Source organism: Methylobacterium sp. M6A4_1b (assembly GCF_053345175.1).
Genome location: NZ_JBKEZQ010000023.1, coordinates 29,584 through 51,648 on the forward strand (window position 1 = coordinate 29,584; position 22,065 = coordinate 51,648).

Consider the following 22,065-nt stretch of genomic DNA (forward strand, 5'->3'; position numbering starts at 1 on the left):
TCAGCGGGCGGCATCCGTCGGGCCCGGGCGCCACAGCACCAGGAGCCCGCCCTGGCCCAGCCCCGCCGTCTCGTCGCCGACCTGGCGCAGGCGGGCCGCGAGCCCGTCGAGGCCGACGAGGTCGGCTCCGAGGCCGAGGGCGGACCAGAGCTGGAAGTCGCTCTTGGCCGTCGGCTTCCAATCCAGCACCGGCAGGTCCTTGGCCACGCCGCGCTCGGCTTCGAGCCAGGCGATGGCCTGCCGTTCGCCGCCGAGGCCGTCGACGAGCTTCAGTGGAACGCTCTGCCGGCCGCTGAACACCCGGCCGTCCGAGACGGTGGCGAGCTCCTTGTCGGTCATCTTGCGCCGGTCGGCCACGAGGCCCTTGAACCACGCATAGGTGTCGCCGACGACCGCCGCGAGGGCCGCGCGGGCCTCGGGCGAGGTGGGCGTGAAGCCCGAAGGCTCGGCCTTGAGGGGGGCCGACTTCACGGACTCGACCTTGACCCCGACCTTGTCGAGGAGACCCGACAGGTCCGGATATTGGAACAGCACGCCGATCGAGCCGACGAGCGCGGTCTCGCGCGCCACGATGTGGTCGGCGGCGATCGCCGCGATGTAGGCGCCGGATGCGGCGGTGCCGTCGACGAAGGCCACCATGGGCTTCCTCTCGGCGAGGGCGCGCAGGTTGCGGTAGAGCTCCTCGGAGCCGGTCGTGGTGCCGCCCGGCGAGGAGATCGACACCACGACGCCCTGCACGGCGCTGGCGTCGCGGACGCGCTCGATCAGCTTGGTGGTGGACTCGCTGCCGGCGATGAAGCCGCCCACGGAGATGCGGGCGATCTGCGGCCGCACGCTTCCCAAGCCGAGGCCCTCGCCGCCATTGCGGACCCGCAGGCCGACCGCGCCGACCGCGACCACGAGGCCGCCGATGCCGAGGACGCGCCAGAGGGAGAGCTTGCGGCGCAGGCGCCGGCGATCGATCAGAAGTTCGGCATCCGCGGCCATGCGCTGGTTACGCTCCCTCAGGTGCCGGCTTGGCCGGCTGATTGTTCGGGACGCCGAGGTCCGGACGCCGAGCCCGGTACGCGCCTGCGTCCGCCTGCGCGCAGAACCTTGTCCCACACTCGCCGCCGATTTGCATCAAGCCTTTGACGCATCTCGCGTCCTCCGGCGTGATGCCCTCGCCGACCCATGATCGGGTCCGTGTTCTAGCCTTGCCGGACGCGGACCGACAAGGGGGCTCCGGCATCCGGCCCGGTTCGGGCTTCCGGCGGTTCAGGCATGAAAAACGCCCGCGCGGGAGGCGATCCCGCGCGGGCGTGAAACGTGTTCGGAGCTCCCCGGTCTCGAAAGACCGGGGGCCTGCGGGACCGATCAGTCCTGCGACTCGTCCTTGTCGTCGCTGGTGCGGGCCTTCTTGAAGGCCGCGCCCAGGATCTCGCCGAGCGAGGCACCCGAATCGGTCGAACCGAACTGGGCCATCGCCTCCTTCTCTTCGGCCATCTCGAGGGCCTTGATCGAGAGCTGGACCCGGCGCGCCTTGCGGTCGAACTGGATCACGCGGGCGTCGAACTTCTCGCCGGCGGCGAAGCGCTCGGGGCGCTGGTCGCCACGGTCGCGAGCCAGTTCGGCGCGGCGGATAAAGGTGGTCAGGTCGGTGTCGACGATCTTCACGTCGACGCCCGAATCCTTCACGTCCACCACCTCGCAGGTCACGATCTGACCCTTCTTCAGGTCACCCGCTTCCGTGAAGGGGTCGCCGCCGAGCTGCTTCACGCCGAGGGAGATGCGCTCCTTCTCGACGTCGACGTCGAGAACCTGGGCGCGCAGCATGTCGCCCTTCTTGAACTCTTCGATGACCTGCTCGCCGGGACGGTTCCAGTCGAGATCCGACAGGTGGACCATGCCGTCGACATCGCCGTCGAGGCCGATGAACAGGCCGAACTCGGTCTTGTTCTTGACCTCGCCCTCGACCTCGGAGCCCACCGGATGCTGCTGGGCGAAGGCCTCCCAGGGGTTCTGGAGGGTCTGCTTGAGGCCGAGCGAGATGCGGCGCTTGACCGGATCGACCTCGAGGATCTGCACTTCCACTTCCTGCGAGGTGGAGACGATCTTGCCCGGATGGACGTTCTTCTTCGTCCAAGACATCTCGGAGACGTGGATCAGGCCCTCGATGCCCGGCTCCAGTTCCACGAAGGCGCCGTAGTCGGTGATGTTGGTGACACGGCCCTTGAGCTTGGCGTCGACCGGGTAGCGCTGGGCGATGCCCTCCCACGGATCGGCGAGCAGCTGCTTGATGCCGAGCGAGATGCGGTGGGTCTCGTGGTTGATCTTGATGATCTTGACCTTGACCGTCTGGCCGATGGTCACGACCTCGGACGGGTGGTTCACGCGGCGCCACGCCATGTCGGTGACGTGGAGCAGGCCGTCGATGCCGCCCAGATCCACGAACGCACCGTATTCGGTGATGTTCTTGACGACGCCGTCGATGACCTGGCCTTCCTCGAGGTTGGCCACCAGCTCGGAGCGCTGCTCGGCGCGGCTCTCCTCGAGGACGGTGCGGCGCGACACGACGATGTTGCCGCGGCGGCGATCCATCTTGAGGATCTGGAACGGCTGCGGGGTGCCCAGCAGCGGGGTGACGTCGCGCACGGGGCGGATGTCGACCTGGGAGCGCGGCAGGAACGCCACGGCGCCGTCGAGGTCGACGGTGTAGCCGCCCTTGACCTGGTTGAAGATCGCGCCGGTGACGCGCTCGTTGGCCTCGAAGGCTTTCTCGAGCTTGACCCAGCTCTCCTCGCGGCGCGCCTTGTCGCGCGAGATGACGGCCTCGCCGAGCGCGTTCTCGATGCGGTCGACATAGACCTCGACCTCGTCGCCGACGGCGAGTTCGCCTTCGCGGCCGGGGCCGTTGAATTCCTTGAGGGCGACACGGCCTTCCGTCTTGGCGCCGATGTCGATGACGGCCACGTCCTTCTCGATCGCGACGACGCGACCCTTGACGACGGACCCTTCGGTGATCTCGTGTTCGAGGAAGGACTCCTCGAGAAGAGCGGCGAAATCGTCGCGGCTCGGGGTACGCTGCAGGGCGTTACCAGCGGTCATTCTGTCTCCTGACAGGCCTCATCGGGAGGCCGGCATCGGCGGCTCGTGTGACGGGACACCCTCGACGTCGCCGCCCGGGGTCATGGACCCGACGGGCTCAACCTCCCGGAGGAGGGCCGACGCATTCTCAAACGATGGTCGAGAGCGGTCCTCCAAACGGGGCGTGGCCCGGCGGGACAGCCGAGCCTCGTGGAATCCATTCGGAGAACGGCGATTGCATAGCGGATTGCCGGACATCCGGCAACAGGCCGGGTGCCCTGCCCCGGGTGCCCTGTCCCGACTCCCCTACCAGCCTTCGCCCCCGGAAACGAGAAATCCCCGCGGCAGGGCTGCGGGGACCGGTCAGTGCGGTGCGTGCGGGAGGCGGTCGCGTCAGTCCTCGTCGTCGTCCTCGGTGCTGCGCATGCCCTTGAGCTTGGCGAACACGGAATCGGCGTTGAGCTTCTCGTCGCGGGCGCTGCGGTGGTGCTCGTCGGCCTCGGTGTAGTCGGTCGCCGTCGAGACCTCGGTCGGGAGCAGCGTGGCGCCGCCATCCACCGGCATGTTGGCCGGGCGGTCCTTGGCCGAGCGCTGGACCTCGAAGTCGAGGTCGATCTGCGTGCACAGGCCCAGGGTCACGGGGTCCATCGGCTGCAGGGAGCCGGAATTCCAGTGGGTGCGCTCACGGATCTGCTGGATGGTCGACTTGGTGGTGCCCACCAGCCGGATGACCTGCGCGTCCTTGAGCTCGGGGTGGTTGCGCAGCAGCCAGAGGATGGCGTTCGGCCGGTCCTGGCGGCGCGAGAGCGGGGTGTAGCGCGGGCCCTTGGTGGTGCGCTTGACCTCGGGCAGCTTCACCTTCGAGACGGCGACCTTGAGCTTGTAGCTCGGGGTCTTCTGGGCCTTCTCGATCTCGTCGCGGGTGAGCTGGCCCGTGGTGATCGGGTCGAGGCCCTTGATGCCGGCGGCGACCTCGCCGTCTGCGATCCCCTTCACCTCGAGGGGGTGCAGCTTGCAGAAATCGGCGATCTGCTCGAAGGCCAGCGAGGTATTCTCCACCAGCCATACGGCGGTGGCCTTCGGCATCAGCGGGCCTTGCGACATCGGGCTACTCCAACTGGTTCGTGCGGGACGGGCCTCGGGGCGCCGCCGACAGGGCGTCGCTCGCTCCGGCCTCAGACTGGCCGGCAGCATCCCGTCTCAACGCTGCAATAGGGAAGCGCCGTCTATACAGGTTCCGATGGGGTGAGCGCAATTGCGATCCGCCGGTCCCGGGGGGGCCGGGCCGCGCGTCTCAGGTGAAGAGGCTCGACACGCTCGATTCCGTCGCGGTCCGGCCGATGGCCTCGCCGAGAAGCGGCGCGATGGTGGCGACCCGGATGTTGCGCGCGAGCTTGACGGCCTGGGTCGGCTGGATCGAGTCGGTGATGACCAGTTCCTTCATCCGCGAGGCGGCGATGCGCGAGACCGCGCCGCCGGAGAGCACCCCGTGCGTGATGTAGGCGGAGACGTCCTTGGCGCCGGCGTTCAGCAGGGCTTCGGCCGCGTTCACCAGGGTGCCGCCGGAATCGACGATGTCGTCGACGAGGATGCAGGACCGACCCTCGACCTCGCCGATGATGTTCATGACCTCGGACTCGCCGGGTCGCTCGCGGCGCTTGTCGACGATGGCCAGCGTCGCGTCGATGCGCTTGGCGATGGCGCGGGCGCGGACCACGCCGCCGACATCCGGCGAGACCACCATCCAGTCCCGCGGATCGAGGCGCTCCTTGATGTCGCGCACCATCACGGGGGCGGCGAACAGGTTGTCGGTGGGAATGTCGAAGAAGCCCTGGATCTGCCCGGCATGGAGGTCGAGGGTCATCACCCGGTCGGCCCCGGCCTCGGTGATGAGGTTGGCGACGAGCTTGGCTGAGATCGGGGTGCGGCCCGAGGTGCGCCGGTCCTGGCGGGCATAGCCGAAATACGGGATCACGGCGGTGATGCGCCGTGCCGACGACCGGCGCGCGGCATCGATCATGATGAGCAGTTCCATCAGGTGATCGTTGGCCGGGAACGAGGTCGACTGGACGATGAACACGTCCTCGCCGCGCACGTTCTCCTGAAGTTCGACGAAGATCTCCATGTCGGCGAAGCGCCGGACCATGCATTTGGCCAGCGGCAATTCGAGGTACGCCGCGATGGCCTCGGCCAGCGGCCGGCTCGCGTTACCGGCGATGATCTTGATCGAGGACTTCATGCCGGGGTCTTCATCTCGCGATCCAGGAGGGCCGGTCCCATGCCGGGGGCCAAGCCTTCGTTGCGGCGCTCCATAACAGCCGCAACAGGGGCGTCACAATGCCTTCACCGGGATTACGAACCCAGGTTTCACACATCACGGCTCGAGCAGCCGGTGCAGATGCACGATGAAGTAGCGTGTCTGCGCGCTGTCAACCGTCGACTGTGCCTTGGCTTTCCAGGCCGTCTGCGCCGAGGCGTAGTCCGGGAAGATGCCGACGATGTCGAGATTCCTGACGTCGCGGAAGTTCACGCCATCGAGGCTCTCCAATTCGCCCCCGAAGACGAGGTGCAGTCTCTGTGCGCTGTCGATCGTCGTCGTCATTCCCGCGTCTCCTCCCCGGTCGGTTCCGGCGCCATCCCGAAGGCACGAGCCGTGCCTCCGGTGCGGTCGCAAACGTCGCCGGGTTCGTCAACCCGATCCGCGTGCCGCGAAGCACGCGCGGGGACGGCGCATGGCACGCCGGCCCGGTCCTCAGAGATCGAACAGGCTTCCCTGCCGGGCGGGGATAGCGCCGGCGTCCGGCTGCGCCACCTTCGGCGCGATCTTCTCCGGCGCGGTCTTCTTCGACGCGGTTTTCCGGGCGCGCACCCTTCCGGGGGCGGACCCGGCCTGATCTGCCCCGGCGGCGGTCTCGCTCGGGGGCGACGGGAGGGCGTCGGTACGCGGATCCGAAGGACCGTCGCTGGTGTGGACGCCGACGAGGCCGTCGGCGAATTCGAGCGTCATGCGCGGGGCGGCCTGCGCGGCGCTGCGGATCGCGCGGCCGTCGGCGTCGCGCACCAGGGCGTAGCCGCGGGCAAGGACGGCCCGGTAGCTGAGGGACCCGAGGAGTCCGGTCAGGCCGGCGAGGCGGTCGGCGCGGCGCTCGGTCAGCCGCGCGCCGGCTCGGACGAGGCGCGCCTGCAGGGCGCCGAGGCGGTCGCGGCTGCGCATCTGCTCGGCGCGGGCTCGGTTCACGGTCCCCTCGCGGGCGATGACGAGACGGCGCCCGAGATAGGACAGCCCCTCCCCTTTACGCGCCATGTCGTGGCGCAGGGCTGCCCCAGGGCGGTCGCCGATGCGCGCGACGCGCCCCCGCGCCTGGGCGAGCGCCAGGGTCGGCGGATGCCGGGCGAAGCGCTCGGCGAGACGCGAGACGCGGAGCCGGAAGACGCGGGCGTTGCCGGCGAGTGCCGGGCCGAGGCGCGCCTCGGCGAGGTCGAGGCGCTGGCGCTTGGCCGCGAGGAAAGCGTCGACGTCCGGCATCGCCCGCACCAGGGCGCGCAGGTCGCTGCGCTCCCGGTCGAGTCGGCGCGCCACTGCCTCGTGCTGGCGGCGCCCGAGATCGGTCACCTCGGCGATGAGGTCGGTGCGCACCGGCACCGCCATCTCGGCGGCGCCCGTCGGGGTCGGGGCGCGGCGGTCGGAGACGAAGTCGATCAGAGTGGTGTCGGTCTCGTGGCCCACCGCCGAGATCAGCGGGATCGTCGAGTCCGCCGCCGCGCGGACCACGCATTCCTCGTTGAAGGCCCAGAGGTCCTCGATCGAGCCGCCGCCGCGCGCCACGATGAGCACGTCCGGCCGCGGGATCGGACCGGTGGGTGACAGCGCGTTGAAGCCCCGGATCGCCGCGGCGATCTCCTCGGCCGCCCCCTCCCCCTGCACCCGCACCGGCCAGACCAGGACGGGCCGGGCGAAGCGGTCCGCCAGCCGGTGCAGGATGTCGCGGATGACGGCGCCGGTGGGGGACGTCACCACACCGACGACGCGGGGCAGGAAGGGGATCGGCCGCTTGCGCTCGGCCGCGAACAGGCCCTCGGCGGCGAGCACGCGCTTACGCTCTTCCAACAGCGCCATCCAGGCGCCGATGCCGGCGGGCTCCAGGGTCTCGATGACGATCTGGTAGGAGGACTTGCCGGGAAAGGTCGTGATCCGCCCGGTGGCGACCACCTCCAGCCCCTCCTGCGGGCGCTGGCGCAGGCGGTTGAAGGTTCCCTTCCAGACCACCGCGTCGATGCGGGCGCTGCCGTCCTTGAGCGAGAAATAGGCGTGTCCGGAGCTGTGCTGACCGCGAAAGCCCGAGATCTCCCCGCGCAGGCGGACATGTCCGAAGGCGTCTTCCAGGGTGCGCTTCAGGGCGGAGGCGAGGTCGCCGACGGACCACTCGGGCACGTTGGAAACAGGCCCGGACGGGGGGGCGGCTTTGGCGGGCGGAGGGGGAACGGCCATGCGCCGGGACGCTAGGGCCGGCGTCGCGACAGGTAAAGTGGGGCGCCGCGCCGGCGCGTCACGACGCTCGTGAAGCGCGGCTCACATCAGGATCGAAAGGATCACCAGGGCCGAGGCCACCGGCACCGCACAGATCGCCAGGGCCATCCGCCAGATCGGCAGGCCGCCAAGGTGGCCGTTGTCGTTGCAAGCATGGACCGGAACGCGACCGCGCATGACATAGTGCGAGAGGCTGACGCTCCGGACGGGCACCGGCGCCATCGAAGTCGGAAGGGATTTGCGACAGCCTGGCATAATCCTCACAACGCCGCCGCTGTTCGTTCGTTCCGCGCCGGGGGTACGAGAACACACGAAGGTCTGACCCGGTTCGGGGACGCTTCCCGTGCACATCGGCGGGGTCGAGGGCGAATCGCACTTTTCAACGAACGGCTTTTGGGGAACATCACCCCCATGAACATCCTCCTCATCGGCTCGGGCGGGCGCGAGCACGCCCTGGCCTACGCCATCGCCAAGAGCCCGCTCTGCGCCCGCCTGTTCACCGCGCCCGGCAATCCCGGCACGGCCGAATACGGCGAGAACCGCCCGGAACTCGATGTGTCGGACCACGGCGCCGTGCGGGCCTTCTGCTCGGGCGAGCGGATCGGCCTCGTGGTAGTCGGACCCGAGGCGCCCCTGGTGGCGGGCCTCGTCGACGATCTCCAGGCCGCCGGCGTGCGGGTCTTCGGCCCGACGCGGGCCGCCGCCCAGCTCGAAGGCTCGAAGGGCTTCACCAAGGACCTGTGCGCCGAGGTCGGCATCCCGACCGCCGCCTTCGCCCGCTTCCGGACCCTCGAGCCGGCCCTGGCCTACATCGCCGCGCACGGCGTCCCGATCGTGGTCAAGGCCGACGGACTCGCCGCCGGCAAGGGTGTGGTCGTGGCCGAGACCCGCGAGCAGGCCGAGAGCGCGGTGCGCGCCCTGTTCGAGGAGGCGGGCGCCGAAATCGTCATAGAGGAATGCCTGTTCGGCGAGGAGGCGAGTTTCTTCGCCCTGTGCGACGGCACCCGCGCGGTGCCGGTGGGCACGGCCCAGGACCACAAGCGCGTCTTCGACGGCGATCGCGGCCCGAATACCGGCGGCATGGGGGCCTATTCGCCGGCCACCATCCTCACCCCCGCCCTGGAGTGCGAGGTGATGGAGACGATCATCGCCCCGACCCTCGACGGCATGCGCGCCCGCGGCACCCCCTTCACCGGCATCCTCTATGCCGGGCTGATGCTCACCGCCGACGGGCCGAAGCTGATCGAGTACAACACCCGCTTCGGCGACCCGGAAGCCCAGGTGCTGATGCCCCGCCTCGCCTCCGACCTCGTGCCGGCCCTGCTCGCGGCCTGCGAGGGCGACGTGTCCGGCATCAGCCTGGAATTCGACGCTCGCCGCGCGGCCCTCACCGTGGTCATGGCCGCCGCCGGCTATCCCGGCACGGTCATGCGCGGGTCGGAGATTCGCGGCGTCGAGGCAGCGGGCGTGAGCGACGAGGTCATCGTCTTCCAGGCCGGCACCCGCTCCGAGGGCGGGCGGCTCCTCGCCGACGGCGGCCGGGTGCTCGCCGTCACGGCGTTGGGCGAGAGCATGATGGAGGCGCAGGCCCGCGCCTACGCGGCGGTGGCCCGGATCGACTGGCCGGAAGGCTTCTGCCGGCGCGACATCGGCCGGCGCGCCGTGGCCCGCGAGGTCGCCGGCGGCGGCATCTGAGGCGAGGTCGTCAGCGCCGCTTGTTGCCGCGCGGACCGGTCGGCACCACCGTGTTTCCCCGGTTCTCGGCCCGCAGGATGTGCCAGCGCGCCACCCGCTCCGGGTCGAGCCGGCCCTCGGCCACGGCACCCTGTACGGCGCAGCCGGGCTCGTGGGCGTGGGTGCAGTCCCGAAAGCGGCACTCGGGCGTCAGCTCGGTGATCTCGGCGAACAGGGTGTCGATCCCCTCGGCAGCGTCGCCGAGCTGGAGCGAGCGGATGCCGGGCGTGTCGATCACCCAGCCGCCGCCCGCGATGGCGTGGAGCGAGCGGCTCGTCGTGGTGTGCCGGCCCTTGGCATCGTGCTCCCGGATGCCCCCGGTCGCCTGCGGCGCCGCGTGGTCCGGACCCGCCAGGGTGTTCACGAGGGTCGACTTGCCGACGCCCGAGGAGCCGACCACCGCGACGGTGCGGCCCGGCCCGCACCAGGGACCCAGGCAGGTCGCGGCTTCGGGCTCGCGCGGATTGACGATCGCCACGGCGAGGGCGCGCTGCAGGGCCTCGGCCTCGCGGCGGTAGCGCCCGGCATCCTCCGCCACGTCCGCCTTGGTCAGGACGATCACCGGCTCGGCGCCCCCCTGGTTTGCCAGAGCGAGGTAGCGCTCCAGCCGCGTCGGGTTGAAGTCCGCGTTGCAGGAGGTGACGATGAAGAGCGCGTCGACATTCGCCGCCGCGAGCTGTGGCCTGGAATTGCCTTCCCGCCGTCGCTCCAGCACGGTGCGGCGCTCCAGGCGCCGGCGCAGCATCTGCGTGCCGGGCTCGACCAGGACCCAATCCCCGACCGCGTAGTCGCCGGTGTTGGTGTGAACCGGCAGCATCAGCTTGACCGCCCCCGCCTCCGAGAGCGCGCTCATGCGCGCGCGATGCACGGTGGCGACGCGCTGGGGCAGGAGCGCCGCCTCCTCGGGGCGACGCTGATCCGCGAAGAAGGTGGACCAGCCGAGATCGGCCAGGGTGCGCACGGTCGTCATGACGCGCAACCCGCTCGCGCGCCGAAGCGTCGGGACCCGCTCAACCGGCGAGCCGCGACAGCGCCTCCGTGATCTTCTCCAGGCGCGCCGCCTCCCCGTCGCGGCGCTCGCGCTGCTCGTCCACCACCTCGTCGGGGGCGCGGGCGAGGAAGTCGGCATTGCCGAGCTTGGCCTCGATCTTGGCGATCTCGGCGCCGGCCTTCGCGGCCTCCTTCCTCAGGCGGGCGACTTCCGCCGCGAGGTCGACGATGCCCTCGAGCGGCAGGGCCGCCACCGAGCCGCGCACCAGGAGCTGCACGGAGTTCTTCGGGGCGGCGTCCTCGAAGCGGATCTCGGAGAGCCGCGCCAGCCGCACGAGGGTGTCGCCCCAGCGGGTGGCGCGGGCCCGCAGGGCGGCGTCGGCGCCGACCACCACGAGGGGGATCTGCGCGGCCGCCGGCACGCTGGTCTCCGAGCGGGCCGAGCGGATCTCCGAGACGAGGTCGACGAGCCAGCCGATCTCCGCCTCCGAGGCCGAATCGTTCAGGGCGGCGAGGTCAGGCCAGGGCGCCAGGGCGAGGAGGCCGCGCTCCGGCAGGCTCGCGCCCTTGATCGCCCAGAGCTCCTCGGTGAGGAACGGCATGAACGGGTGCAGCAGCTTGGCGATCTGGTCGATCAGGAAGGCCACGGTGGCCTGGGTCTCGGCCTTCGCCGCGGCCTCGACGCCCTCCCCCTGGAGCACGGGCTTGGCCAGCTCCAGGTACCAGTCGCAGAAGATGTTCCAGACGAAGCGGTAGGCCGCCGCGGCGGCGTCGTTGAAGCGGTACGCATCCAGCGCCGCCGTGACCTCGGCGACGGCCCGGGCGGCCTCGCCCAGCGCCCAGCGGTTCAGGGTCTCGGTGGCGCCTTCCGGCCTGTAGTCGGCGCGGAGCACGCAGCCGTTCATTTCGGCGAAGCGCGAGGCGTTCCAGAGCTTCGTCGCGAAGTTGCGGTAGCCCTCGACCCGGTTCACCGCGAGCTTGATGTCGCGTCCCTGCGCCGCCATGGCCGCCAGGGTGAAGCGCAGGGCGTCGGCCCCGTACTGGTCGATGAGCCCGAGGGGATCGACGACGTTGCCCTTCGACTTCGACATCTTGGCGCCGGAGGCGTCGCGCACCAGGGTGTGCAGGTAGACCGTCGAGAAGGGCACCCGGTCGGTGACGTGCAGGCCGAGCATCATCATCCGGGCGACCCAGAAGAAGATGATGTCCTTGCCGGTCACCAGGGTGTCGGTGGGGTAGTAGCGCGCGCGTTCCGGGGTCTCGTCCGGCCAGCCCAGCGTCGAGAACGGCCATAGGGCGGAGGAGAACCAGGTGTCGAGCACGTCCTCGTCCCGGCGCAGCGCCACCGGCGCCCCACGCTTCGCGTCGGCCTGGGTTTGCGCCTCCGCCTCGCTCGCCGCGACGTAGGTGCCGCCCGCCTCGTCGTACCAGACCGGGATCTGGTGGCCCCACCAGAGCTGACGCGAGATGCACCAGGGCTCGATGTTCTCAAGCCATTGGAAGAAGGTCCGCTCGTAATTCTCGGGCACGAAACGAGTTTTTCCGTCGCGCACCGCCTGCAGGGCGCGCTCGGCGAGCGGCTTCACGTTCACGTACCACTGGTCCGTGAGATAGGGCTCGATGACGACGTTCGAGCGGTCGCCATGCGGGACCGCATGGGTGTTCGGCTCGATCAGGCGCAGGCGCTCGCGCGCCTCCATCAGGGCGACGACGCGCTTGCGCGCCTCGAACCGGTCGAGGCCGTGCAGGGCCAGGGCCTCCGGCTCGGGGTCCGCTCCGCTGAGGAAAGCGGCATTGCCGTCGAGGCTTATGCGGGCTTCCGAATCCAGAACATTGATCGGCGTGCAGCCGGCACGACGACCGACCTCGAAATCGTTGAAATCGTGGGCGGGCGTGATCTTGACCGCACCCGTGCCCTTTTCCGGGTCGGAATAGCTGTCGGCGATGATCGGGATCAGGCGTCCGACCAGCGGCAGGCGAACCTGCCTGCCGACGAGGTGCGTGTAGCGCTCGTCGTCCGGATGGACCGCGACGGCGGTGTCGCCCAGCATGGTCTCGGGCCGGGTGGTGGCGACCGTGATGACGTCGCCGGTCTCGGCGCCGGCGGAATCGACGACCGGATAGTCGAAGTGCCAGAGATGACCCTTCACCTCGACCTGCAGCACCTCGAGGTCGGAGATCGCGGTCTGGAACTTCGGATCCCAGTTCACGAGGCGCTTGTCACGGTAGATCAGGCCCTGCGCATGGAGGTCGACGAAGGTCTTGGTCACGGCGCGGACCATCTGGTCGTCCGGCGCGCCCGAGACGCCCATGGTGAATCGCTCGCGCGACCAGTCGCACGAGGCGCCGAGGCGCTTCAGCTGGTTGACGATGGCGCCGCCGGATTCCGCTTTCCAGGCCCAGACCTTCTCGACGAAGGCGGCCCGGCCGATCTCGCGCCGGCCGGGCTCCTGCGCCTCGGCGAGCCGGCGCTCCACCACCATCTGGGTGGCGATGCCGGCGTGGTCGGTGCCCGGCTGCCAGAGGACGTCGCGGCCGCGCATGCGCTCGAAGCGGCAGAGGATGTCCTGCAGCGTGTTGTTGAGGGCGTGCCCCATGTGGAGGCTGCCGGTGACGTTCGGCGGCGGGATCACCATGGTGAACGGCGTCGCCCCGGCCCGCTCGGGCCGCCCGGCCTTGAAGGCGTCGCCGGACTCCCAGGCGGCACTGACGCGCGCCTCGACGGCGGCGGGATCGAAGGTCTTGTCCATCATGGGCGGAGTCGGTTCACGTGTCGGGGAAGCGGAAGCCGGCCCGCTTTCAACCCGTCGCGGCCCTCGCGTCAACTCGCGAGCCCTGCGATTCGACCTCAGCGGCCCCGCGCGACGCGCTCGATCTCGGCCCGGACCAGCCGCTCGACCATGCCGGGCAGGTTCTCGTCGAGCCAGCCCTTCAGCATCGGCCGGAGCATGTCCTGCACGAGTTCTTCCAGGGTGCGGGCCTGACTGCTCATCACCGTGTTCGAGAGCATGTGGAAGGCCTGGGCGACGCTGGCGTCGGTGACGGCCGAGGTCAGCCGCTCGGTCGGCGTCGGCTCCGGATCGGGCGCGCGGACAGCGGGCTGTGGCGCCGGGCGGGGTGGCTCGACCGGGGCCGGGCGCGGCGGCTGGAGCGGCTCGAAATCCGGCTCGTCGTCGAAGGAGATCGCGTCGAAATCGATCTGCCCGTCCTCGATCGGCTCCTTGCGGAACGCGATCTCGGGCTCGTCGAGGGGAATGGGCTTGCGCACCGGCTTGGCGACCTCGGCGAGGTCCAGCACGTCGTCGTTCTGGGGCGGCGGCGCGGATTTCTGCGGCGCGACCACCTCGGCCTTGGCGATCTGATCGTCGGCGATGATGCGCCGGATCGACGCCAGGATCTCCTCCATCGAGGGTTCCTGCGCCATGTCCGATGCCTTGGGGCTCGCTGCACTCATCCGGACGATGCTCGGGATCTGGGGTAAACCGTTGCGGTAGGCAGCGAGTATTTCACGCTCCCGCTCCGATACAAGCGCCGGGCGCAGCGCGGCACGGGATAAGCCCGCGCCGCGGCGGCACGCTCGGGCGAAGCCGGGATCTCCGGAAAATCGCGGCCCGGGCGATCGCTCCGGAGCCGGACCTCAGCGGCCGTCGGGCGTGCGGACGCCGTACCAGAGATCCTTGACCTGATCGAAGTGCTCCTTGGGGCTGTAGACCGCCACCGGCAGCGCCGTGAAGCGCACCGTCAGGCGCCCCACCGCCTGGACGACCCCGTAGGAGAAGATCACCCGGTTGCGCTGGGCGATGATCAGGTTGGTGCGGGCGTTCAGCAGTTCCTGCTGGGCGTTGAGCACGTCGAGGGTGGTGCGCTGGCCGACGCGGGCTTCCTCTCGGACGCCGTTCAGCGCCACCTCGTTGGCCTGCACCTGTGCCTGGGAGGCGATGACCTGCGCCTTGGACGCCTCGAGCTGGCCCCAGGCGGAGACGATGGCGGCCCGGATCTGGTCGCGGGTATCCTCGGCATCAAGTCGGCGCTGCCCGACCGTCTCCTTGGCCTGACGGATCTGCGAGTAGGTCTGGCCGCCCTCGTAGAGCGGGATCGACAGGCGGCCGACGATCGAGGCGCTGACCGCGTTGTCGCCCGGGAACTGGGTGTCGTAGCGCTGCTGGACGGAGCCCTGCAGGCCGGCGGTCGGGTACAGGGCGCCCTCCAGGACCTTCACCTGCGCCTCGGACACGTCGACGAGATGCAGGGCCGAGAGGATCTGCGGATGTTCCTTGAGGCCGATATTGATCGCGGCGTCGAGGCTCGGCGGAACGTAGCGGTCCAGCGGACGCCCGGGGGCGAGCTGGCGCGGCTCCACGCCGATGAAGCGGCGATAGGTGCCGATGCTGGCCCGCAGGGTCGCCTCGGCACCGCTGACGTCGGAACGGGCGCCGGCGAGGCGGGCCTCGGCCTGGGCCACGTCGGTGCGGGTCACCTCGCCGACGTTGAATCGGTCGCGAGTCTGGCGAAGCTGTTCCTCCAGGACCTCGACGTTGTTCCGGCGCAATTCCAGGTTCGCCGTGTCGCTCAGGACCGACATGTAGGCCTGGGCGGCGTTGAACAGCGTGTTCATTTCGGTGGCGCGGAGTGCCTCCCGAACGCGGAGCACGTCGGATTCCGCCTGACGGGTCTGGTTGTCGGTGCGAAAGCCGTTGAACAGCGACTGGTTGACGGTCAGGCCCGCGCCTCCGGGTCTGGTGACCTGGTTGAGCTGGTTGCCCAGCGTCCGGCCCTGGCTCTGGGTGAGACCGATGTCCGCGTCGATGCTGACCGTGGGGCGATAGCCGGATTTCGCCTGGGCGACGCTCTCGTCGGTGGCCCGAACCCCGGCGCGGCCGGAATTCAGGGCGGGATTGGCGGCATAGGCCCGCGAGAGTGCGCTCTCCAGCGTCTCGGCACCGGCCGGACTCGCGAGCGCGAGGGCCAGTGCGGCGAGGCCGGCCGGCCGAAGCCTCGTGCGCATCGCAGGTTTCGAATCTCTCACGCTCATCAACCCTTGCGGTTTTTCGATGAACCGGACGACCACACGGAGTGGCCGCCGCGCCTGGGCGCGGTCCCGGATTGCCCGCCTCGCTGCGGAGACTACTCGACCTTGGCCGCCAGAGCACCGGTTGGTTCCGGTCCTCGGCGCGAATCGAGAGGGGGTGCCGCAAAAAAGCGACACCACCGAAGGCTTAATCAGGAAGCAGGATGCGGCCGGGCTCGCTTCGGCGGACGATGCGGATCGGGCGCCCGGACGGTCTCAGAACGCGAAATCGGCCTCGGCCGCGAAGGCGCCCAGGGCCGGGAGGGCGGCATCGAAGAGCGGGCGCGATCCGAAGGCGTCGCCGGCCCGCACGAACAGGGTCGCCTTGGCGGCCCGGTCCCGTCCCATCACGCAGACCAGGCGGCCGCCGTCCTTCAACTGGTCCAGGAACGTCTGCGGGCGCGTCTCCACGCGCCCGTTCACCAGAATCGCGTCGAAGGGGGCGGCCTGCGGGTGGCCGGCCTTCAGCGCTCCCTCGACGACGGTGATGTGCGCGAGGCCGGCGAGGCGCTCGCGCGCGCCCGCCGCGAGGTCGGCGTCGCATTCGAGGGCGGTGACCTCGGCGCCCAGCCGTGCCAGGATCGCGGCGGCGTAGCCGTAGCCGGTGCCGACGTCGAGGGCCGCCTCGCCCGGCTGGATCGCCAGGGCCTGGACCAGGCGCGCGAGCAGCATCGGTGCCGGCATGGCGCGTCCGGCCCGGTCGAGACGGAGGGTCTGGTCGATATAGGCGAAGTCCTCGCGGCCCTGCGGCACGAACCGCTCGCGGGCGACCTCGCCGAAGGCGTCGAGGACCGCGACGTCGTTCACGTCGAAGGTCCGCAGCTGACAATCGACCATGAGGCGTCGCGCCTGCGCGTAATCGAGCATGGATGCCGTCTTCCCTCGACCCTGGGCCGGCGCCGTGCGCCACTCTGTCCTTTCGGGCGGCCGGGGGGCCACGCCGAAGCTTGCGGGTTGTCGTGGATCGATCGCGAAAACGCAAGGTTCCCGGAGGCGCGGCGCTGACACGCGCGGGCCGGCATCATCCGGTTCCGTGCGGCCGGGTTCGCCGCATGTCTATCGGGACGGAAGGATCGGGGAACGGAAGGCCGGATCGGACCGGCATGGGATGAAGTTGGAGGCCTCGGAGGGAATCGAACCCCCGTACAAGGATTTGCAGTCCTCTGCGTAACCACTCCGCCACGAGGCCTCTGTCGCGCCGCCCCGAGGGGCTCATCCGGCGACCCCCGTCCGGGCGGCCGGCGCGGGGAGAGGGGTCTCTAGCAGAGCCCCATGCGAAAGGGCAACGGCCTTTGGGCGATCTTGGAAAAAAGGATGCCGACCCCGGTGCGGCGCCCTCCGCAGGTCTCAGGGAGCCGGCGCGCCCGCGCCGGGGCGGGCCAAAAAATGTGACGGAATCGTCAAATCACCGGTCCGGACACCCTTGCGTCCCGGCCGAGCGCTGTGTAGACCCCCGATCGCGGTCCCCGATAGCTCAGTTGGTAGAGCAAGCGACTGTTAATCGCTTTGTCGCAGGTTCGAGTCCTGCTCGGGGAGCCATTCTTTCTCCAAGACATCGCTGTAGTCTGGATCACCGGGGCGCTTCTCTGTTGAAGCGACGGGTATCTGCACGGTGATCTTGCGGTCAGGCCACGCCTCAGAGCCGCCTGCGCCGACTTTGCCCGCGATCCTCGATCTCTCCCGAACGCGTTCGATCGCCCTCGCCCGGATGAGCGGCCCTCGGCATGAAGAACCCGCCGGCTCCTTGCGGAGCGGCGGGTTTTTGCGCGCGTGCCGGCGGCGACCCGTCAGGCCAGCGGGCCGGGGATCGCCGTCTCGGCCTCGGCGAGGAGCCGGGTCTCGTGCTTGCGCACGAACAGCCACAGGGCGAGGCCGCCGAAGATCACCAGCGCCAGGAGCGCGAGGCCGATCGGACCGGCGATGTGCTCGATCGAGCGGCCGCAGAAATACGAGCCGAAGCCCATGATCGTCGCCCAGGCGATGCCGCCGAGGCCGTTAAAGATCAGGAAGCGGCGCGCATCGAGCTTGTTCACGCCGGCGAGCACGGCCGCGTAGGCGCGCAGCATCGCGGTGAAGCGGCCGAAGAACACGATCTTCCCGCCGTGCTCGCGGAAGAGGTACTGCCCGAGCTTGAGCCGACCGTGGTCGAGGGCGATGAGGTGGCCGTAGCGCAGCAGGAGCGGCATGCCCCAGCGGCGGCCGACCCAGTAGCCGAGATTGTCGCCGAGGATCGCGGCCGCCGCGGCGGCCAGGATGATCAGGCCGATGTTCAACTGGCCGGTGCTGCCGGCATAGACCGCCGAGGAGATCAGGATTGTCTCGCCGGGCAGCGGCACGCCGGCGCTCTCCAGCGCGATGACGACGAAGATCGCCAGATAGCCGTAGCTGGCGATCAGGTCGGCGATGGGCAGGTTCGAGAGAAAGGACATCGGCTGTTCCCGCTTCGATAATCCCGCGACACAGAACGGGGGAACATGGCGGGAGCGGGGCTCGTCCGTGGCCGAGCCATGCCCGGAATCGAGGGACCTCCGTCGTTGAGTCGCACGCTGCGCCTTCGCGTCCCGCCTTCGGCCGGATGCGAAGGCGCTTTGCGCTCGCGGGTCAGCCGAAGGAACCGAAGCCCTCGAAGCTGTCGCTGTCGAAGGTCGCGCTGGTCTGTGGATCCGACTCGGGCGCCGGAACGAGTTCGCCCGGTTCGTCCGGACCTCGGGTCTGAGGGGAGGAGTAGATCTCGTCAGAGACGGATGCGAGCGGCGAGGCAGAGCGATCGTGCTGCACGTCTTTGGTCATCCAGGCTCCTCGGGTGCGATGCCGACACCACGGCACAGCTTGGCGTACCCGAAGCGACGCGATCCGTTAACCCAGGGGCTCAGACGAGGGGGCAGGGCTGACATGCGGTGACCGGGCGACTCGTGGCCGGGTGGTCACCGCTTCGTCGCCTTGGGCGGCATGGGGCGGCGGCTTCGACGGCCCGCGCCGCTGCGGGCCTCAGGCGTTCTTGCGCGGGCGATGATTCGGGTCGACCCCGCCCTCCGGCGTCGTCTCGTTGTCGACATCGCCCTCGACGGTGGAATCCGCCGCGACGTCGTTCGGGTCGTGCCCGGTCATGCCCTTCGACTGGCCGATCCCCGGATTGCCCTTGAGGTCGGCGTCGCTCGGGACGTCGGTCTTCAGGTGCTTGTCGGACATGTCTGCTCCCGTCGGTGTGGGCCTTTTCGCAGGCGCCAACGCTTCGACCAACCGAACCGATCGGGCGCTGTTCCCGACTGACGGGGTGTGCAGGTTCGTCGCGCCCGGCGCCGGAGCCTTCACGGTCGCGCACGAAAAAGGCCGGAGGATCGCTCCCCCGGCCCCGGTCGGCGACGAAGCCGGCGCCGCTTACGGCTGTTCGTTGCCGGCGTAGTTGATCGAGCCGTCGGTGCCCTTCTTCCACATGTACATCACGTAGTCCGGCCGGGTGATGTCGCCCTTCTTGTCGTAGGCGATCTCGCCGATCACGGTATTGAAGGGCTTGCCCTCGCGCATGTAGGCGGCGACTTTCTGGCCGTCGGTGGATTTCGTCGCCTTCATGGCGTCGGCGAGGATCTGCGTGGCGGCGTAGGAGTAGAGGGTGTAACCCTCGGGATCGAAGTTCATCGCCTTGAAGGCGTCGACGGTCGCCTTCGACTTCGGATTCTTGCGGGCGTCCGGCGAGAAGGTCATCAGGGTTCCGTCCGAGCCCGGGCCCGCCACCTGGGCGAACTCGCGATCGGCGATGCCGTCGCCGCCCATCAGCGGCGCCTGGAGGCTCTGGTCGCGCATCTGGCGGATCAGCAGGCCGGCCTCGGTGTAGAGGCCGCCGAAATAGACCACGTCGACATTGGCCTGCTTCAGCTTCGAGACCAGGGCCGAGAAGTCCTTCTCACCGGGATTGATGCCCTCGTAGAGCACGTTGCTGCCGCCCTTGGCCTTCAGGGCCTTGAGAGTCTCGTCGGCGAGCCCTTTGCCGTAGGGGGTCTTGTCGTGGACGAAGGCGATCTTCTTGCCCTTGAACTTGTCGGCGAGGTAGGCGCCCGCCACGGCGCCCTGCTGGTCGTCGCGACCGCAGGTGCGGAAGGTGTTCCAGTTGCCGCGCTCGGTATACTTGATCGCCGTGGAGGCCGGGCTGATCTCGACGATGCCGGCTTCCTGCAGCACGTCGGAGACCGGGATCGAGACGCCGGAGTTGAAGGCGCCGACCACGGCCTTCACGCCTTCCGAGGCGAACTTGTTGGCCACCGACACGCCCTGCTTGGGGTCGGAGGCATCGTCGCCGACCGTCATGACGAGCTTCTCGCCGTTGACGCCGCCCGCCTTGTTGATGTCGGCGATGGCCTGCTGGGCGCCGGTCTTGATCTGCGCGCCGAAGGCGGCGTTCGGGCCGGTGACCGGGACCACCACGCCGATCTTGATCTCGGCCTGGGCGGCCGTCGCCGCCAGCATCAGACCGAGCGCGACGCCGGCCGACAACAATGACTTCATGCCCGTTTCCCCTCTCGAAGCGCCGCGCCGGTCGGATCGTCCGGCGATGTCGGCGCATGACACGCGAAGTGGCCCCCTGCGGGGGTGGTCCAAGCGCCGCGCCTCACGGCGTCGGCGCGCTCGTCCGGTCCCGCCAGCTCAGCGGTCCGGTGCGCTCGTAGAGCCAGGCATATTGCCGGGTCATCTGTCCGGTGCGGGTGTAGCGGTATGCGACGGCCCCGATGGCGAGGACGACTGCCGCATCGACGCAATAGGCCGGCAGCGACAGGAGCGGGTCCTCGAACAACGCGTAGTGCAGGAAGCGCGTCACCGCCGCGATGAGCAGGAGCGCCAGGGCGCAGTGCCAGAACGGGCGCCAGCCGCGGGCGAGCCCGCTGCCGGTCATCCAGGCCGCGCCCCCGCCCATCGCCACGGTGATGAGGAGGAAGATCCCGAGGGTGCGCCCATCGAGGCTGAGAGCGTCGACCATGCTCAGTGCGATCCCCCTTCGAGGTAGGCGGCCTTCACCTGCGGATCGTCGAGCAGCGCCTGGCCGGTGCCGCTCATCGTGACCGCCCCCGTGACCATGACGTAGCCGCGATGCGCGAGCTTGAGCGCATGATAGGCGTTCTGCTCCACGATGAACACGGTCAGTCCCTCGCGGGCGTTGAGGTCGCGCACGGCGGAGAAGATCTGCTTGACCACCAGCGGGGCCAGGCCCAGCGAGGGCTCGTCCAGCATGAGCAGGCGCGGCCGGCTCATCAGAGCGCGGGCGATGGCCAGCATCTGCTGCTCGCCGCCCGACATGGTGCCGCCGCGCTGGTCGATTCGCTCGCGCAGGCGCGGGAACAGGGTGCACATCCGCTCGAGGTCCTCGGCGAAATGCTTCCCCCCGTTGACGGCCGCGCCCATCTGCAGGTTCTCGCGGACCGTCATGCGGGAGAAGATCCGCCGTCCTTCCGGCGACTGCGCCAGGTTGAGCCGCGCGATCTCGTGGGTCGGCAGCCTGGTGATGTCCTGGCCCGCGAAGGTGATGGTGCCTTCGCGCGCCTGGGGCTGGCCGAAGATCGTCATCATCAGGGTCGACTTGCCGGCCCCGTTGGCGCCGATGAGGGCGACGATCTCGCCCTCGTGCACGTCGATGTCGACGCCCTTCAGGGCGCGGATGCTGCCGTAATAGGCCGAGACGCCGCGCACGCTGAGGAGCGGCGCCTTCCCGGTCTGGATGTCGGCCTGCGCCATCCGGGCACGGGTCTCCTCGACCAGCACGTTGATTCCGGCGACGCTCATGCTGTGGTTCCCGCGAGCCCGACTTCCGCTTCGACCGCCGCGACCTCCTCGTCGTCGACGCCGAGATAGGCGGCGATCACCCGGGTGTCGTTACGGATCTCGTCCGGCGTCCCGTCGGCGATCTTGATGCCGTAATCGAGGACCACGATCCGGTCGGAGATCTGCATCACCACCGACATGTCGTGCTCGATGAGCAGCACCGAGGTGCCGTACTCGTCGCGGATCATCCGCAGCAGGGTGTTGAGGTCGGCCGATTCCCGGGGATTCAGGCCGGCCGCCGGCTCGTCGAGGCAGAGCAGCACCGGGTCCGTGCACATGGCGCGGGCGATCTCGAGGCGGCGCTGGTCGCCATAGGGCAGGTCGCCCGCCGGCTCGTCGGCCCGGTGGGTGAGGCCGATGCGCTCGATCCAGGCGGCGGCCTTGGCGATCGCCGCCTCCTGCGCCCTGCGGTAGGCCGGCAGGCCCAGGATGCCGGCGATCGAGAAGCCCGAGGCCTGCATCAGCGGCTTGTGCATGGCCACCAGCAGGTTCTCCAGCACGGTCATCTGCGGGAACAGGCGGATGTTCTGGAAGGTGCGCGCGACCCGTGCGAGGCGGTTGACGTCGTGGCCGGGCAGGCGCTCGAGGAGGTAGGTCTCGCCGCCGTCCTGGCGCAGCCGGATCATGCCCTCGGTGGGCTTGTAGAAGCCCGTGATGCAGTTGAAGACCGTGGTCTTGCCGGCGCCGTTCGGGCCGATCAGCGCGGTGATGTCGCCGCGCCCGACCTTGAAGGAGAGGTCGCCCACGGCGGTGAGGCCGCCGAAGCGCATGGTCAGGTGATCGACCACGAGGATCGGGTCGGCGGGGCCGCCGGGCATCGCCGCCGGGGGCTCGTCCTGCACCGTGGCGAGGCGGGTGGTTCCGGTGGCGA

20 protein-coding genes and 2 tRNA genes are annotated in these 22,065 nt (G+C 69.8%); 2 read left to right on the plus strand and 20 right to left on the minus strand.

All coding sequences use genetic code 11. The features are described 5' to 3' along the window. The 7 genes from sppA to ACLBWX_RS18470 form a co-directional block, all read right to left on the minus strand. Complete coding sequence (sppA, locus tag ACLBWX_RS18440) at window positions 1–987, minus strand: signal peptide peptidase SppA (protein ID WP_447678453.1); 987 nt, start codon at window positions 985–987, stop codon at window positions 1–3. A gap of 369 nt (window positions 988–1,356) precedes the next feature. Beyond that, window positions 1,357–3,087 carry a 30S ribosomal protein S1 gene (gene rpsA, locus ACLBWX_RS18445; protein ID WP_447678454.1) on the minus strand — a complete coding sequence of 577 codons (1,731 nt, stop codon included), beginning with the start codon at window positions 3,085–3,087 and terminating at the stop codon, window positions 1,357–1,359. 372 nt (window positions 3,088–3,459) lie between these two features. Then, window positions 3,460–4,170, minus strand: coding sequence for a DUF1013 domain-containing protein (locus ACLBWX_RS18450; RefSeq protein WP_447678455.1), 711 nt, complete (start codon window positions 4,168–4,170; stop codon window positions 3,460–3,462). Window positions 4,171–4,360: 190 nt separating this feature from the next. Beyond that, window positions 4,361–5,305 (minus strand): ribose-phosphate pyrophosphokinase, encoded by a 945-nt coding sequence (locus ACLBWX_RS18455; protein WP_055959118.1) that lies wholly within the window; start codon window positions 5,303–5,305, stop codon window positions 4,361–4,363. A 135-nt stretch (window positions 5,306–5,440) separates the two neighbouring features. After that, complete coding sequence (locus ACLBWX_RS18460; RefSeq protein WP_056478031.1) at window positions 5,441–5,668, minus strand: DUF4170 domain-containing protein; 228 nt, start codon at window positions 5,666–5,668, stop codon at window positions 5,441–5,443. Between the two features lie 150 nt (window positions 5,669–5,818). Then, window positions 5,819–7,555, minus strand: a complete 1,737-nt coding sequence (gene xseA / locus ACLBWX_RS18465; protein WP_447678456.1) for an exodeoxyribonuclease VII large subunit — start codon at window positions 7,553–7,555, stop codon at window positions 5,819–5,821. 81 nt (window positions 7,556–7,636) lie between these two features. Continuing rightward, entirely contained in the window at window positions 7,637–7,807 is a 171-nt protein-coding gene (locus tag ACLBWX_RS18470) for a hypothetical protein (RefSeq protein ID WP_447678457.1), read from the minus strand. Between the two features lie 198 nt (window positions 7,808–8,005). Between ACLBWX_RS18470 and purD the strand changes: the two genes are divergently transcribed. Then, on the plus strand, window positions 8,006–9,289 hold the full coding sequence (purD, locus tag ACLBWX_RS18475; protein ID WP_447678458.1) for a phosphoribosylamine--glycine ligase: 1,284 nt from the start codon (window positions 8,006–8,008) through the stop codon (window positions 9,287–9,289). Between the two features lie 10 nt (window positions 9,290–9,299). On the opposite strand, the gene rsgA is transcribed toward purD, so the two are convergent. The 6 genes from rsgA to ACLBWX_RS18505 all read right to left on the minus strand — a co-directional run bounded on the left by rsgA (window position 9,300) and on the right by ACLBWX_RS18505 (window position 16,575). Then, the gene (gene rsgA, locus ACLBWX_RS18480) at window positions 9,300–10,298 is read right to left on the minus strand and encodes a ribosome small subunit-dependent GTPase A (RefSeq protein WP_447678459.1); all 999 of its coding nucleotides are present in this window, start codon (window positions 10,296–10,298) and stop codon (window positions 9,300–9,302) included. Window positions 10,299–10,338: 40 nt separating this feature from the next. Then, window positions 10,339–13,071: a valine--tRNA ligase gene (locus tag ACLBWX_RS18485; RefSeq protein WP_447678460.1), complete on the minus strand. Its 2,733-nt coding sequence runs from the start codon at window positions 13,069–13,071 to the stop codon at window positions 10,339–10,341. 95 nt (window positions 13,072–13,166) lie between these two features. After that, a complete protein-coding gene (locus tag ACLBWX_RS18490; RefSeq protein ID WP_447678461.1) occupies window positions 13,167–13,772 on the minus strand; it encodes a PopZ family protein in 606 nt (201 codons plus the stop codon). Window positions 13,773–13,955: 183 nt separating this feature from the next. Then, window positions 13,956–15,323: a TolC family outer membrane protein gene (locus tag ACLBWX_RS18495; RefSeq protein WP_447678462.1), complete on the minus strand. Its 1,368-nt coding sequence runs from the start codon at window positions 15,321–15,323 to the stop codon at window positions 13,956–13,958. A 279-nt stretch (window positions 15,324–15,602) separates the two neighbouring features. Next, complete coding sequence (locus tag ACLBWX_RS18500; RefSeq protein ID WP_447678463.1) at window positions 15,603–16,253, minus strand: protein-L-isoaspartate O-methyltransferase family protein; 651 nt, start codon at window positions 16,251–16,253, stop codon at window positions 15,603–15,605. A gap of 248 nt (window positions 16,254–16,501) precedes the next feature. After that, window positions 16,502–16,575: transfer RNA gene (locus ACLBWX_RS18505), tRNA-Cys, on the minus strand. Between the two features lie 274 nt (window positions 16,576–16,849). Between ACLBWX_RS18505 and ACLBWX_RS18510 the strand changes: the two genes are divergently transcribed. Next, a tRNA-Asn gene (locus ACLBWX_RS18510) sits at window positions 16,850–16,925 on the plus strand. A gap of 248 nt (window positions 16,926–17,173) precedes the next feature. Here ACLBWX_RS18510 and ACLBWX_RS18515 read toward each other — a convergent pair. The 7 genes from ACLBWX_RS18515 to ACLBWX_RS18545 all read right to left on the minus strand — a co-directional run bounded on the left by ACLBWX_RS18515 (window position 17,174) and on the right by ACLBWX_RS18545 (window position 22,012). Beyond that, complete coding sequence (locus tag ACLBWX_RS18515) at window positions 17,174–17,815, minus strand: DedA family protein (RefSeq protein WP_447678464.1); 642 nt, start codon at window positions 17,813–17,815, stop codon at window positions 17,174–17,176. A gap of 172 nt (window positions 17,816–17,987) precedes the next feature. Beyond that, entirely contained in the window at window positions 17,988–18,176 is a 189-nt protein-coding gene (locus ACLBWX_RS18520; RefSeq protein ID WP_447678465.1) for a hypothetical protein, read from the minus strand. Between the two features lie 198 nt (window positions 18,177–18,374). Continuing rightward, window positions 18,375–18,575 carry a hypothetical protein gene (locus tag ACLBWX_RS18525; RefSeq protein WP_447678466.1) on the minus strand — a complete coding sequence of 67 codons (201 nt, stop codon included), beginning with the start codon at window positions 18,573–18,575 and terminating at the stop codon, window positions 18,375–18,377. Window positions 18,576–18,764: 189 nt separating this feature from the next. Next, window positions 18,765–19,886: a branched-chain amino acid ABC transporter substrate-binding protein gene (locus ACLBWX_RS18530; RefSeq protein WP_447678467.1), complete on the minus strand. Its 1,122-nt coding sequence runs from the start codon at window positions 19,884–19,886 to the stop codon at window positions 18,765–18,767. Window positions 19,887–19,989: 103 nt separating this feature from the next. After that, complete coding sequence (locus ACLBWX_RS18535; protein WP_447678468.1) at window positions 19,990–20,355, minus strand: DUF6867 family protein; 366 nt, start codon at window positions 20,353–20,355, stop codon at window positions 19,990–19,992. Between the two features lie 2 nt (window positions 20,356–20,357). Further along, a complete protein-coding gene (locus tag ACLBWX_RS18540) occupies window positions 20,358–21,155 on the minus strand; it encodes an ABC transporter ATP-binding protein (RefSeq protein WP_447678469.1) in 798 nt (265 codons plus the stop codon). Next, complete coding sequence (locus tag ACLBWX_RS18545) at window positions 21,152–22,012, minus strand: ABC transporter ATP-binding protein (protein WP_447678479.1); 861 nt, start codon at window positions 22,010–22,012, stop codon at window positions 21,152–21,154. Before ACLBWX_RS18545 ends, ACLBWX_RS18540 begins: the two co-directional genes overlap by 4 nt. Between the last annotated feature and the right edge of the window lie 53 nt (window positions 22,013–22,065).

Coding starts and splice junctions, on each gene's coding strand:
- ACLBWX_RS18525 (WP_447678466.1), bottom strand. CDS start 18,575: ATGTCCGACAAGCACCTGAAGACCGACGTCCCGAGCGACGCCGACCTC.
- xseA (WP_447678456.1), bottom strand. CDS start 7,555: ATGGCCGTTCCCCCTCCGCCCGCCAAAGCCGCCCCCCCGTCCGGGCCT.
- ACLBWX_RS18535 (WP_447678468.1), bottom strand. CDS start 20,355: ATGGTCGACGCTCTCAGCCTCGATGGGCGCACCCTCGGGATCTTCCTC.
- ACLBWX_RS18540 (WP_447678469.1), bottom strand. CDS start 21,155: ATGAGCGTCGCCGGAATCAACGTGCTGGTCGAGGAGACCCGTGCCCGG.
- ACLBWX_RS18460 (WP_056478031.1), bottom strand. CDS start 5,668: ATGACGACGACGATCGACAGCGCACAGAGACTGCACCTCGTCTTCGGG.
- ACLBWX_RS18455 (WP_055959118.1), bottom strand. CDS start 5,305: ATGAAGTCCTCGATCAAGATCATCGCCGGTAACGCGAGCCGGCCGCTG.
- ACLBWX_RS18530 (WP_447678467.1), bottom strand. CDS start 19,886: ATGAAGTCATTGTTGTCGGCCGGCGTCGCGCTCGGTCTGATGCTGGCG.
- ACLBWX_RS18520 (WP_447678465.1), bottom strand. CDS start 18,176: ATGACCAAAGACGTGCAGCACGATCGCTCTGCCTCGCCGCTCGCATCC.
- ACLBWX_RS18450 (WP_447678455.1), bottom strand. CDS start 4,170: ATGTCGCAAGGCCCGCTGATGCCGAAGGCCACCGCCGTATGGCTGGTG.
- ACLBWX_RS18515 (WP_447678464.1), bottom strand. CDS start 17,815: ATGTCCTTTCTCTCGAACCTGCCCATCGCCGACCTGATCGCCAGCTAC.
- ACLBWX_RS18500 (WP_447678463.1), bottom strand. CDS start 16,253: ATGCTCGATTACGCGCAGGCGCGACGCCTCATGGTCGATTGTCAGCTG.
- ACLBWX_RS18485 (WP_447678460.1), bottom strand. CDS start 13,071: ATGATGGACAAGACCTTCGATCCCGCCGCCGTCGAGGCGCGCGTCAGT.
- ACLBWX_RS18490 (WP_447678461.1), bottom strand. CDS start 13,772: ATGAGTGCAGCGAGCCCCAAGGCATCGGACATGGCGCAGGAACCCTCG.
- ACLBWX_RS18495 (WP_447678462.1), bottom strand. CDS start 15,323: ATGCGCACGAGGCTTCGGCCGGCCGGCCTCGCCGCACTGGCCCTCGCG.
- rsgA (WP_447678459.1), bottom strand. CDS start 10,298: ATGACGACCGTGCGCACCCTGGCCGATCTCGGCTGGTCCACCTTCTTC.
- ACLBWX_RS18545 (WP_447678479.1), bottom strand. CDS start 22,012: ATGCCCGGCGGCCCCGCCGACCCGATCCTCGTGGTCGATCACCTGACC.
- sppA (WP_447678453.1), bottom strand. CDS start 987: ATGGCCGCGGATGCCGAACTTCTGATCGATCGCCGGCGCCTGCGCCGC.
- purD (WP_447678458.1), top strand. CDS start 8,006: ATGAACATCCTCCTCATCGGCTCGGGCGGGCGCGAGCACGCCCTGGCC.
- rpsA (WP_447678454.1), bottom strand. CDS start 3,087: ATGACCGCTGGTAACGCCCTGCAGCGTACCCCGAGCCGCGACGATTTC.